General features: G+C 42.2%; 8 protein-coding genes. 3 read left to right on the top strand and 5 right to left on the bottom strand.

Annotated features, from left to right (window positions below; translation table 11 throughout):
- Positions 1 to 217: 217 nt before the first annotated feature.
- Positions 218 to 1,555: an MFS transporter gene (locus ACL2XF_RS06625; RefSeq protein WP_165934092.1), complete on the bottom strand. Its 1,338-nt coding sequence runs from the start codon at positions 1,553 to 1,555 to the stop codon at positions 218 to 220.
- A 1,111-nt stretch (positions 1,556 to 2,666) separates the two neighbouring features.
- Here ACL2XF_RS06625 and ACL2XF_RS06620 point away from each other — a divergent pair.
- The gene (locus ACL2XF_RS06620; RefSeq protein ID WP_132927711.1) at positions 2,667 to 3,437 is read left to right on the top strand and encodes a DNA-binding transcriptional regulator YciT; all 771 of its coding nucleotides are present in this window, start codon (positions 2,667 to 2,669) and stop codon (positions 3,435 to 3,437) included.
- 130 nt (positions 3,438 to 3,567) lie between these two features.
- Here the strand turns inward: ACL2XF_RS06620 and ptsG are convergent, their stop codons facing one another.
- Positions 3,568 to 5,004 carry a PTS glucose transporter subunit IIBC gene (gene ptsG / locus ACL2XF_RS06615; RefSeq protein ID WP_132921131.1) on the bottom strand — a complete coding sequence of 479 codons (1,437 nt, stop codon included), beginning with the start codon at positions 5,002 to 5,004 and terminating at the stop codon, positions 3,568 to 3,570.
- A 539-nt stretch (positions 5,005 to 5,543) separates the two neighbouring features.
- Between ptsG and fsa the strand changes: the two genes are divergently transcribed.
- On the top strand, positions 5,544 to 6,209 hold the full coding sequence (gene fsa / locus ACL2XF_RS06610) for a fructose-6-phosphate aldolase (RefSeq protein ID WP_132921130.1): 666 nt from the start codon (positions 5,544 to 5,546) through the stop codon (positions 6,207 to 6,209).
- A 161-nt stretch (positions 6,210 to 6,370) separates the two neighbouring features.
- Here the strand turns inward: fsa and gutQ are convergent, their stop codons facing one another.
- From gutQ to ACL2XF_RS06595, 3 genes are all read right to left on the bottom strand, one after another.
- Complete coding sequence (gene gutQ, locus ACL2XF_RS06605; protein WP_132921129.1) at positions 6,371 to 7,336, bottom strand: arabinose-5-phosphate isomerase GutQ; 966 nt, start codon at positions 7,334 to 7,336, stop codon at positions 6,371 to 6,373.
- A 154-nt stretch (positions 7,337 to 7,490) separates the two neighbouring features.
- Positions 7,491 to 8,444, bottom strand: coding sequence for an ROK family protein (locus ACL2XF_RS06600; RefSeq protein ID WP_165934091.1), 954 nt, complete (start codon positions 8,442 to 8,444; stop codon positions 7,491 to 7,493).
- A gap of 269 nt (positions 8,445 to 8,713) precedes the next feature.
- On the bottom strand, positions 8,714 to 11,161 hold the full coding sequence (locus tag ACL2XF_RS06595) for a formate C-acetyltransferase/glycerol dehydratase family glycyl radical enzyme (RefSeq protein WP_132927710.1): 2,448 nt from the start codon (positions 11,159 to 11,161) through the stop codon (positions 8,714 to 8,716).
- Positions 11,162 to 11,966: 805 nt separating this feature from the next.
- Here ACL2XF_RS06595 and ACL2XF_RS06590 point away from each other — a divergent pair.
- On the top strand, positions 11,967 to 13,064 hold the full coding sequence (locus tag ACL2XF_RS06590) for a glycerol dehydrogenase (RefSeq protein WP_132921127.1): 1,098 nt from the start codon (positions 11,967 to 11,969) through the stop codon (positions 13,062 to 13,064).
- Positions 13,065 to 13,198: the final 134 nt, after the last annotated feature.

Raw genomic sequence — 13,198 nt, 5'->3', positions numbered from 1 at the left:
GATTTCTTAACTTCTGACAATGCCAGCAACCTTTACCGAAAACTATCTTTCTAAAACACGCACGAGAATAAATATTTTAGGCCTCAGATAAAAAACATCGATGCTTCCATGTTAAAAAATATATAAGAAGTGTTATTTTTCTGACTTTCTTTAAGTACAGAATTATAATCAGCATCGATTGAGGCCTAATATTAATCATGAACTATTTAGTTATCGTTTAATGCTCAAATTTCATTCCTTTAGTTTCAGGAGCGTAAAACGTTGAAACAACTGAAATTAACGCTAATACCGAGATATAAACCGATATCGGCCAATACTGACCACTCGATAAACTTAGAAGTCCTGCTGCTACAAAGGGTGCTATTCCGCCTGAAATAAGTGAGGCAAACTCCTTGCTGATCGCGATCCCGGTATAGCGGTAACGTGCATCAAATAGTTCAGGGAAATAGGCTCCCTGAACCGCATACATACCAAATGACCCCAGGCTGATGGCTACTGCCATAGAAAGCACGATCAGATAGGGATCATGTGTGTTGAATAACATAAATGCTGGGAAAGCCCATACAAGAGCGATTAAGGCAGTAATACGGTACATAATTCGGCGGCCAAATTTATCTGACAAATAACCAATAAAAGGTATGGTGAACAGGGACAAACCTGCTGAAACCACTAGACCCATAGTACCGATTGATTTATCAATCAATAAAACCTTAGTTAAATAACTTAGCGCAAACACCTGATACAGATAGGATGTACCATTTTCCCCAACACGTAACCCACAGGCAACAATCAAATTTTTCCTTGAATACTTGAATAAATCCTTAACCGGTTGCTTGCTAGCTTGATTATGCTGCTTCATATGTTCGAATACGGGGCTTTCTTTCACACGCATGCGGATAAGAATACCTACCGCAATCACTACCGAGCTTAAAAGAAATGGAATTCGCCATCCCCAGGATGCGAATTTTTCGTCAGGAAGCCTTTGTACCAACGCAAACACGCCCGCAGCCATCAAAATCCCTACGATAATGCCGGCAAACGGAAGCGAGGCATAAAACCCCCGCTGCTTTGCCGGCGCAAATTCCGACACAATCAGTGATGCGCCAGCCTGTTCCGCCCCGGAACCAAATCCTTGCAATAGCCTTAATACAATTAATAGTATGGTAGACCAAATTCCAATATCATGATAAGCAGGCAGCAATCCAATCAAGAAGGTTGATATCCCCATCAGCAAAATAGTAGAAACCAGCACAACTTTCCTGCCATGGCGGTCACCAATCCTGCCAAAAAAAATGCCGCCAAGCGGACGAGCAAGAAAACCAACTGCGTAGGTTGCAAATGTTGCTAACAAGGCCGTCAACTTATCTAAACCAGGGAAAAAAATTTCAGAAAAAATAAGAGCGGAAGCAGTACCGTATATTGAAAAGTCATACCATTCCATGGCACTGCCAGATACACTGGCAGCAATAACCCGATTCAAATCCTTTTTTTGGACGATAGTATCGTTGTGTGATATATCTTCATTTTCTGAACTTGCACTTGCAATTCCACTCATATAGACCTCATAGGATAAGAGAAACCGTGATTCAATCTTAACGGGTGCAGCCATATTTTTTTGAACTGTCGTACTGTCAATGCCAAGCCCGGCATCAATAATTTGTTTGACCCTCTGAACGAATATCGAAGCCTACCAGGTAGTTATTTGAGTGCAATCCATGTCGGTACTAAGTCCGTTATCCACTTTGGATATGTCTTTAATTAAAACCGTACAGCACGTGATGATCTTTGCCACGATGTTACTCATCATCTTATGTCGCTTGCTATCAGCATCTTGGTACGGTCAGATAAAGCGTCACAGGTGAAACAATTTGCTTAAAGTTTTTTGTTCCTTTTGTTGCACCAGAGCTTTAACACCATTAACTCCCCCGACTACGACGGGTGAAGTATTGTTAAACACTTGTCCTGGATAGTAGATCGTCAAAACCCCCTGCCATCGCGGCTAATAACGAGCCAAGGCCTAAGTAGACTTGGCGGCTGCTCCCAGAAACATCTACCACATCGCTACAGAGCGCAGCTGCTCCGACCGCGTTTATTTTTTTCAAAGTACATACTTTTGTCATCATTACGATTTTTTATACCTTGTTATGGCGTATTCAAAATTTCCGCATCAACAAGACCAAGCGCGCTAACTTAAAAAAATTTCTCCGTCCATTGCTGGCGTTTTAATATCTATTAAATATCAATAAGTTGATGATAAATTGCGTCATCATTTTGTGAATTTCAGCTCATTTTCTTCTACAAAATTCCTCTAACAGTACTAACTCTGCATTTTCAAATATGTACGAAAAAAGTATTATAGGACGTCTAGGAACGTTCCAATAAACATTTGGAACGTTCCAAAAGACTATAATCTGACATAATCTAAGTCAACACGGCACAAATCCAAAATTTCTAAAATGAGATGCACGTCAAAAAAATACATCATGAGCCAAGCCAATGGTAGCGGACAGTAGTAAGGGAGTACCTTTAGTCAATGCAAAATTGATTGAAACGCTTTTTTTGCATATTTCTGTGTTTCACTTGATGCTAAACTAATGCTTATTTTGCAGTTTTATGCTTTCATATGACACTAAGATAGCCTTTGGATGACTTGGCAGCCGATGGATATGAATTCACGACAACAGAATATTTTACAACTTGTTAACGAACGCAGGACAATCAGCGTTAGCGAACTGGCTCGGATTTCGGGTGTTTCAGAAGTCACGATCCGCCAGGACCTTAACATCCTTGAAAAGCGCAGTTATCTCAAACGCATTCATGGTTCAGCTGTTGCTTACGAAAGCGACGATGTTGATGCACGTATGTTGACTAACTTTCAGTTAAAAAAAGAACTTGCAGAGTATGCGGCATCTCAAGTTAATGATGGGGAGACCGTATTTATTGAAGGCGGTAGCACCAACGCCCTGCTGGCTCGGCATCTCGCTGCGATGAAAAAAGTTACCCTGATAACGGTTAGCCACTACATAGCCAATTTATTGAAAGATACAGAATGTGACGTAATCATCCTCGGTGGCCTTTATCAGAAAAATAGTGAATCCGTTGTTGGGCCTTTAACTCGTTCATGTATCCAGCAGGTCCATTTCAATAAAGCTTTCATTGGCATTGATGGCTACATTGCTGAAACAGGGTTTACCGGTAAAGATATGATGCGTTGCGATGTCATCAGCGCCGTGCTGGCAAAAGGCGTGGAAACAATCGCACTTACGGATTCGTCAAAGTTCGGACAAATCCAGCCTTACCCTCTGGCTTCCACTGGCCAGATTAATCGTGTGATAACTGATAATTTTCTTTCCAAGGATTATCAACAACAGCTAAGGCAGAAAGGTATCCAATTAGATTTAGTCGGAGATGATAGGCAGCATGCCTACCCCGATTAATGATATAACATGCTGATAAATATTCAATTATAATCTACAGACTATGATGTTGGCGACTTCAAATTACAGCTATTGCCCTGGCTAACTGGCAAAAAGGGGACATATTTATCCCCTATTTGCTGAACAAAGATCAGACTATCGCGCGGAGATAATCATCCATATCGGTTTTCAGGTTATCGGACTTGGTGCCAAAAATGGCTTGCACACCCGTTCCCGCGATTAGAACACCTGCCGCGCCCAGTTTTTTCAGGGCAGCCTGATCAACTTTGGTAATATCAAGAACACTAACACGTAACCGCGTGATACAAGCGTCCAGATTAGCGATGTTGCCTTTGCCGCCAAATGCAGCCACTAACGCCGGCGCCAGTTCACTGGTACTCACGGTGGACGCTTCAGTCGTGGCATCCTCACGTCCTGGTGTTTTAAGATCAAGCACTTTTATCAATACGCGGAAAACGGTGTAATATACTGCGGCATACCCCATCCCGATAATCGGGAACAGCCATAACCTACTGCCGTTGCCACTGAGTACTATGAAATCGATCAAACCATGTGAGAAACTGGTGCCGTCACGCATGCCGAGAAAAATACAAATAGGGAACGCCAGACCGGCTAAAATAGCATGGATAACATATAGAACGGGCGCAACAAATAAAAAAGCAAATTCAATAGGCTCCGTAATTCCCGTCAGAAAAGAAGTTAAAGCGGCAGAAATCATTATCCCGCCAATTTTTGCTTTATTCTCTGGTTTGGCAGAATGCCAAATGGCAATAGCAGCAGCCGGCAATCCATACATTTTAAACAAAAAACCGCCAGATAATTTGCCTGCGGTAGGGTCTCCAGCCATATAACGTGGAATATCGCCATGGAATACTTGACCAGCGGAATTGGTAAATTCACCAATTTGCATCCAGAAGGGAAAGTTCCAGATATGGTGTAAACCGAAAGGAACCAGCGCACGTTCAACAACACCATAGATACTAAAAGCGACCAGAGGACTTTGATAGGCCGCCCATTGTGAGAACGAGTGAATGACGTTTCCGATGTAAGGCCAGATGAACGCTAAGATAATACCCACAAAAATAGCTGCAAGCCCGGAAATGATCGGTACAAATCTTTTTCCAGCAAAAAAACCCAGATATTCCGGTAGCTTAATTTTATAAAAGCGGTTGAACATATAGGCCGCCAGCGCGCCAGATAATATTCCTCCTAAGACGCCCGTATCAGCGAGATGATTCGCGGCCACTTCGGCGGGAGAAACATGTAAGACCATGGGGGCGATCACAGCCAAGGTTTTAACCATGATGCCATAAGCAACCACTGAAGCCAGCGCAGAGACCCCATCATTATGGGTGAACCCCAAAGCAACACCTATCGCAAATAAAAGCGGCATATTCGTAAATACCGATCCGCCCGCTTCGGCCATGACCTGTGATACCACAACTGGCAGCCAGGTAAAGTTGGCTGAGCCAACACCTAAGAGAATACCTGCAATCGGCAGTACTGAGACCGGAAGCATTAACGATTTGCCGATTTGTTGCAGGTTAGCAAATGCATTTTTAAACATAATGTTGGGTACTCCTGTTTATCATTTATGTTTGCGCAGTGCCCGATGCCATTAAACGTCTGCATTGAGGGCTACCTGAGCGCCTTTTGGACATCACGCAACTTTTCAATATTAAAATATTTAAAAATCAAATATTCCCATTTGCTTTAACCTGTATTTAACAAGTTTGAATGGATCCGCCTTTTATTAAGTGAAAATCATTGCCCATCCCGTAGGTAACCCCCTCATTCCTAAATTTGTGTTAATGACACATTGAGGCTAAGGCACGCAATTGACTTCTAGGGTTCGATTGCTCAAATCAGGCTACCGCTCACCTGTGCGCACCCAGCTGTCGAATCGACTACCTAAAAGGACAAAAATGTCCTTAGCTATGGTTCAGTCCAAACAGCTGTAGATCGCTTCAATCTACATTTATTTTTATACAGAGATTAAAATACTTTCGAATGAAGTATTATTTGATGTCTATCAAAATAAAATGTTATTACGAGTACTATAATTTACAAAGTTTGCTACAACTCACACTTTCTGAGGAAATGACAATGGAACTCTATCTGGATACGGCTGATGTGGTGGCAGTAAAGCGCCTGGCCCGTGTGTTACCTCTTGCTGGGGTGACCACAAATCCCAGCATCATTGCAAGCGGACGGAAACCTATTTGGGAAGTGTTACCCGCGCTTCGCGAAGCCTTAGGGGGCAAAGGTCGTCTTTTTGCTCAAGTTTTGGCATCTACGGCTGATGAAATGGTTGTAGAGGCAAGAAAACTTACGCATACGATTGAAAATCTAATTGTTAAAATTCCTGTCACTTCCGAAGGGCTGGTTGCCATAAAAGCGCTGCGTGAGGAAGGGATTATTACACTAGGCACGGCCGTCTACGGCGCGGGTCAAGGCTTGATTGGTGCTCTAGCCGGTGCTGAGTATATCGCACCTTATGTAAACCGACTGGATGCTCAGGGGGGTAACGGCATTCAAACGGTTACGGAGTTGCAGCGTTTATTAACTCAACATGCACCACATGCTAAAATACTTGCCGCCAGTTTCAAAACTCCGCGACAGGTTCTCGATTGCCTTCTTGCGGGTTGTCAATCTGTAACATTGCCGGTGGATGTGGCAGAACAATTTATTGCAACCCCGGCCGTAAAGGCTGCGGTGGAAAAATTTGAACAAGACTGGCGCAATGCATTCGACTCAACAACACTAGGGTAAATAGGCATACATAGCAGTAGTACCCAAGGGGCGATTTTTTGCCCTTTGGGTAGCGTGTATTATTACAGTTTATCTCTATAGATCAGCTTTTTACTGTCTTAGGGATCATTAAATTTTAGGTAAATTGTGGAATACAATTTTTTTCTTTTGAGACCCACTTATTATTTTATTCCCGCCTGATGAAAATCGTATAAATTAATCGCTCCCACTACTTTTCCGTCATCATCAACAACCGGCGCGGCATTTATATGATGCTCATGCAAAACGTCGAGTGCGTTTGCGGCCAGCATATTCGCCGATAATACAAAACCGGGTTGTGTCATTGCTTCAGAGATAGAAGCATCAAGGCTCCCCTTTTGAATAAGCCAGCGCCGAAGATCGCCATCGGTAAACACACCGACTACGCGTCCTGCCTTATCACAGATTGCAATCAAACCCAGACCTGTTCGGCTGAGTTCCAGCAGGGCGTCGGTAATTGTACTTTCACGAGCAACAATTGGCATCCATTCGCCACGACGCATTATATGATGAACTTTTTTTAGTAACCGGATACCTAGACTTCCGCCAGGATGAGAATGGGCGAACTGTTCGGCACTAAACCCACGGAAGCGCATCACCGCCATAGCGAGAGCATCACCCATCATCAACGTATTTACCGAACTCGCTGTTGGAGCCAGGCCCATGGGGCAAGCTTCGCGTTCAACTCCGACATCAAGCACACATAAGGCCCCTTTGGCTAAAGGAGAGGTTAAATCTCCCGTCATCGCAATTACGGGAATACCATTATCAGCTATGAGTGGCAAAATAGTATCTAACTCATGTGCTCTACCCGAATAGGAAATAAATACCACAACATCTTGAGCATCAATCATCCCTAGATCGCCGTGCAACGCCTCAGCAGGATGCACAAAAAAAGCAGGAGTGCCTGTGCTGGCCAGAGACGCGGCAATTTTTTTACCTATATGCCCTGACTTACCCATTCCTGAAACGACGACTTTACCTTTACACCTTAATAACAACTGGCATGCCAATTCAATACTATTATCCAAACGGGCAAGCATTCGTTGAGCCTCTCGAATTTCTGTTTCCAACGTTTCTTTGGCAAACCCCAAAAAATCCAAATGCATATAGGCTCCTGGCAGTATTTAATATCATTAAAAATCTTAAAGCGAAAATGAACAGACGGACTCAATAATAACTTTTGAATGAGTTAAATTTAAATAAGTATCGGCAAGTTTAAAATCGTATTTTTCCCGTAAAAGCGAACTTAAAATGATGCTTTCAGAATAGTAATTCAGCCGCACCTATTATTCCAAAATCATCACAAAGCTCTGCATTTTTGAAATAAACAGGCATATCATTATGATTATATACATCAAAAACCTCTCTGATTCGAGGAAATAATTTGTCGCCAAAATTTAACAAACCTCCGCCAAAAATGAAACAATTTATATTTAGCGTTGTGTATAAGTTATAAAGCCACACACCCATATAAGTAGCCATCTGCTCCACTGCCCAATTAGCTAGCGGGTCATCGTAATCCAAGGCTTTGATGAGGTGATGAGTATTAATCATATCTGTGCTGCCAGCTAATTCAGTGAGGATACTTTTAGTCCCTTGATCAATTTTACTTTTGATATGCTTGATAATCATCGAACCTGAGCAATATGACATTAGACAACCTTTATTTCCACATCCGCATTCAATACCCTTGCCAGGGGTGACAATCATATGCCCACTTTCTCCCGCCCAGCCATAGCGTCCGCGAAAAAGTTCATTGTTTATAATTATACCTGTTGATATGCCTGTGCTTACCGGGCAATAAAGCATATGTTTAAATCCCCTTCCAGCACCGTTCCGATGTTCGGCTAACGCACCGGTATGAGCATCATTATCAAGCATCACCCGAATATTACCGCCCAAACTCTTTATCATATAATTTCTTGCTGCAAAATTATTTATTTTTGGTAGATTCGCTGTTTTTATAATTTTACCTTCTTCATAAAATACAAAGGACGGCATACCGATACCCACGCCACGAAGATTATTAACCTTTAGGCGCTGGTCTCGCATTATTGTATTAATATTAGACAATATTTCATCAAAAAAACCTTGTGCATCCAAATCAGCATTTGATGCCGTTTTATACTTTAGTACGAGATTTTTATCACCATCAAATAACCCATATGCTGTTTTGGTACCGCCGACATCAATGCCAATCGTAAATGTATTCACAGTTATCGTCCTGTTTAAAATAAAATTTATGAGATTTATTGTGGTAACGACCATAACCATTCTTTCCGGCGATTATCATTAACCAAGGCTAAGGTTTTTTTCGAATTATTTCGATTTTTTTATAAACGGATATAATAAGTCATTAATTTAACCGCAATAAATAATTATATATATAAAAAATACATTTAATAAACTCAAAAAAGACAGCATTTCCCTTATATGCAAAAAGCAAGATAGTACTAACACTACTACCTTGCTCTGTATGGTATTTATAACGTATGTTCCGTACGTGCTATAATATCATCCTGAGATTCAGGAGATAGAGATGTGAAGAATGCAGAATATCCTGCAACTCGCACAACTAGGTCGCGGTGGAGATCTGGATGCTTTTTAGCATCAATCAATGTTTCACGTGAGACCACATTGTACTGGATATGCCATCCTTTCCGATCTTCAAACAGTGTACGTAACAATGATATTAGCTTAGCCCTGTCACTACTGGTTTCTAATGTCGTTGGATTAAGTTTTTGATTCAGTAGCACTCCGCCTAGAATTGAACCTGTAGGTAGTTTACCTACGGAATTTATTACTGCTGTAGGACCCAACCGGTCAGTACTCGCGCTTGGGCTAGCGCCTTCAGCCAACGGGGTTTTGGCTTTCCGACCATCAGGTGTGGCTTGAGTTTCCGCCCCATAAGGCACATTGGCCGAAATAGATGATGTCCCGGCGAAATAAGTGCCACCAATAGGTCCACGCCCATGCCGGGGATTGACGTAGTTTTTCAATTCATCAATATATGCCTGATAAGCTCTTATTAGTAGGATATCAACATTATCATCATCATTACCATATTTAGGCGCGCCATTGATAAGACGCTGCCTCATTTGTTCAGCGGAGTTGCCTTCAAAATTTGTCGCTAAAGCTTTAGCCAACTCTGCTTGTTTAATGGTTTTTTTCTCAAAAACCAGCGTTTTCACTGCCGCCAGACTATTACCTAAATTGGCGATCCCTACTTGTAGCCCCGAAACGAAGTCATATTTGGCACCCCCCTCTTTAATACTTTTCCCCCTTTCGATGCAATCATCAACCAGAGCGGAGCATAAAATATCAGGTACATTTTCTTCGAGCATAGTATCGACTACATATTCTAATTCGATTGATTTGCGAGTAAAGTAGCGGATCTGCCGATCCCATGACATTAATACATCATCAAAACTAGCGAAATTTTCCTTTGATAACGCCTTTTCTTGCGGTAAAAATACATTACCTGATGTCGCATCACGCCCCCCTTCAAGCGAGGCCAGCAACATTCGGGCCATGTTCATGAAACTCATGCCGGTAACCCGATAGCCCCACTTCCCACCAACCGCGCATTCTATACAACCGATGGCGGCATATTCATAGGCATCTTCAGGCTCAACTCCGAGTTTTATAAATTCAGGGATGACGATCTCATCATTATTAAAAGCCGGCATCCCAAAACCGCAGCGGATGACCTTGATACAGGCATCCAGAAAATCACTACTGATGCCAGCATGATAGCGGACACTCAAATTGGGCTGCGTGGAACGCAGGCGTCCGCAGGATTCCAGGATGGCATAGGATAATGGGTTAACCGCATCGACAGCTTCACCATTGACCAATTTCTGCCCACCAATAGTCACATTCTGATAAAGCGGACTTCCCGCGGATGCTTTTGAATGCGAGCCAGAACGGATCTTATTGACTTCGAGAAGTTTAAGCCAGCAGCTTTGTAATAATTCGATAGCATTCGCTCTGCTTAAACTCTGTTTGAGTTCAACATCACGGCGGTAATACGGATAAAGGTATTGGTCAAGACGGCCAAAGGAAACAGAATGACCATTTGACTCAATTTGCAAAATTAACTGAATAAAATAAACTAATTGTAAGGCCTGCCAAAATGTCTGCGGAGGTTGATGGGCGATCAAATCACAATTGTCCGCAATAGCTTGCAGCTCGATTTTTCTGGAAATTCGGGACTCAGTTTCAGATTCACTTCGTGCAAGTCCGGCAAAACGTTTAATATGTTTGCTTACCGCCGCAAGAGTGATATCAACACCTTTCAGAAATTGTTCTTTATGCAGATCGGCCAAATCAGTGAGATTAATACGTGAACGCCGTTCAGCAACTTTTTCCCGCAGACCATCCAGACCCTTCTCAAGGATAGATTGATAATCAACGGCCAAGTGGCCATCCCCTGCATTCATATTACCTTCCACTTTGATAATACCCGACTCGACAATTTTTTTTTGTTCGTCAGTGAAGATACCAAAGCAACGATCACGAACTGTCTGTCCATGCCACCACGGGCAAATTTCATGGATAAAAGCTTTGTCCTGTTCGGAGACTTCGTACCCGGCACCAGGTCGGGTATCCAATTCATCTATCTCATCTTCCAGCCAATCCACAGTATATTCTGGAAATAGGGGTGCGGCGCGCACTTTGCTGGCCTGGTTACCGATAATTAGTTCGTCGTTCTTGATCCAGATCGACCGATTTTCAAGATGATAGGCCAAGGCCAGGGCACGTCTGATTGGTAAGGGTTTATCAAGATGAAGTTTATAAACCTCAGTATAATGCCGTGCGCGTTCCGTACAGACCGCGGGTTTAACTATATTTACCAGCACATTTTTGTGAGCTCTAATGCGATCACTCACTGAAGTCAGATCCAGCTCGGTTGATGGAGTTAAATTCATAATACTCATTAACTTATCCTCTTAACATAACTGTCATTTCCTTACTTCGCAAAATTCATCAAATTTAAGCAAAGAAGGATCTTCAATGATTTTTTCGGGCCATATGTGTAGCTCGAGCGCCGATGTCAGCATTTGCAACATGCGTTAAATACGAAAGACAGTCGTTTCGGCAAACGATAAACTTCTCCTTATGTAAATTAATATACTTTCATACGAAATATATATTGATTATGATCAAAGTTATCAAAACTTCCTGGTTTCTCATCTTAAAAGTATGCGTTACCTCACACTTTGATCATCAACTAAAAGTAACTCATTGGTATTAAAGAAAAATCTGGCGTACCCTAGCGCTTATGCTTCATTCGTTGAGCAGCATTAAAAGCCCCACGCCAGGAGACTATTAGCTTTTAACATCATTTTTATCAGGCGCTATGTCGCACTGTTAATCCCGATTATTTGCCGGCATATAAGCACACTGTTTTTAACAAAAAAACAATATAATGGACACTGGCGCAACAACTAAAAAACATATATATGCAAATACACAACACATAAGTACCGAGTGCTTCCATTTTTACCGAAAAATAAGTGAAACCGTGAACCACGTCATGAAATCTTCATGTGAGCTATAATACTGTTACGAATGAAAGATATTGTCATTCCGTTGGACAATTTCATGCTTTTGGAATTTGATTTTTTTGGTATTAGAAATAGTATTCATTGAAAGCATTATGATTTAAGGGAAGTGTTTTTCCGTTTTTATTTTATAACAGAAAATCATTAGTTAATGAAAATAGGAGCATATATGAGTAAATTTATTTTCTCATCACCACGTAAATATGTGCAGGGCGAAGGCGTCATTTCACAATTAGGTGACTATATCGCCGAGCTAGGTAACAATGCCTTTTTGATCGCTGATGATGTGGTCTGGGGACTCATCGGTGAGCAGGTAGCATCCTCACTTAAAGCAAAGAATGTTAAATTTCATTATGAACGCTTCAATGGGGAAGCTTCACAAAATGAGATATTACGACTGGCTGACCATTCTCGAAAAGCAGAAGCTTCTGTCATTGTCGGCTTAGGTGGCGGCAAAACCCTTGATACGTCGAAAGCCGTAGCGGATGAACTAAAACAGCCCATAGTAATTGTCCCGACCATCGCCTCTACCGATGCACCTTGTAGTGCGCTTTCTGTCATATATACGGACCAAGGAGTTTTTGAAAGCTACCGCTTCTACACAAAGAACCCCGACCTGGTACTGGTTGATACCAAAATCTGTGCTCAAGCCCCAGTGCGCCTGTTTGCCTCGGGTATCGCCGATGGTCTTGCTACCTATGTCGAAGCCCTGGCTGTCAAACGCTCGCATTCCAAATCTATGGTTGACGGTTTACCCACAATTGCCGGAATGGCCATTGCTGAAGCCTGCGAAAAAACGCTGCTGACCTATGGTTACAGCGCTTATGTGGCAGTGGCGGAACACGCCGTTACCCCTGCGGTAGAAGCTGTAGTCGAAGCTAATACACTTCTGTCGGGCCTTGGTTTTGAAAACGCAGGTCTCGCTGGAGCGCATGCTATCCACAACGGTTTTACCGCCATTCAGGGAGAAATACATCATTTAACGCATGGCGAAAAAGTGGCTTACGGCACCCTGACGCAAATGGTGTTAGAACAACGTCCTGATGAAGAAGTTGCCCGGTACATTCGCTTTTACCGCAGTATTAAAATGCCCACATCATTGAAAGAGCTGCATTTGGAAAATGAAAGTTGGGAAAATTTGGTGAAGATAGGCGCGTTAGCAAATAGTGATGGAGATACGCTAAAAAATCTCAATCCCAATCTCACTGCCGAGGACGTAGCCTATGCTATTCGTGCTGTGGATGCTTTTAGTAGAACAGTGATTTAATTTGTTAATCAAAACACTTAAGTAAGAAGACTCTATTTTTTATTTAGAGTGTTGCAGGAAGCGTGAAGGATATGCTGATTTATTATTAAATTAGTTATCCTTCATTGTCCTATTAACTCATTTATCAATTCTGA

The sequence above is a fragment of the Sodalis sp. RH19 genome, from assembly GCF_047324215.1.
GTDB lineage: Bacteria > Pseudomonadota > Gammaproteobacteria > Enterobacterales > Enterobacteriaceae > Acerihabitans.
The sequence above is the reverse complement of the archived record's forward strand: the minus strand, read 5'-3'. Positions and strand labels throughout refer to the sequence as shown.

Coding starts and splice junctions, on each gene's coding strand:
- ACL2XF_RS06625 (WP_165934092.1), bottom strand. CDS start 1,555: ATGAGTGGAATTGCAAGTGCAAGTTCAGAAAATGAAGATATATCACAC.
- ACL2XF_RS06620 (WP_132927711.1), top strand. CDS start 2,667: ATGAATTCACGACAACAGAATATTTTACAACTTGTTAACGAACGCAGG.
- ptsG (WP_132921131.1), bottom strand. CDS start 5,004: ATGTTTAAAAATGCATTTGCTAACCTGCAACAAATCGGCAAATCGTTA.
- fsa (WP_132921130.1), top strand. CDS start 5,544: ATGGAACTCTATCTGGATACGGCTGATGTGGTGGCAGTAAAGCGCCTG.
- gutQ (WP_132921129.1), bottom strand. CDS start 7,336: ATGCATTTGGATTTTTTGGGGTTTGCCAAAGAAACGTTGGAAACAGAA.
- ACL2XF_RS06595 (WP_132927710.1), bottom strand. CDS start 11,161: ATGAATTTAACTCCATCAACCGAGCTGGATCTGACTTCAGTGAGTGAT.
- ACL2XF_RS06590 (WP_132921127.1), top strand. CDS start 11,967: ATGAGTAAATTTATTTTCTCATCACCACGTAAATATGTGCAGGGCGAA.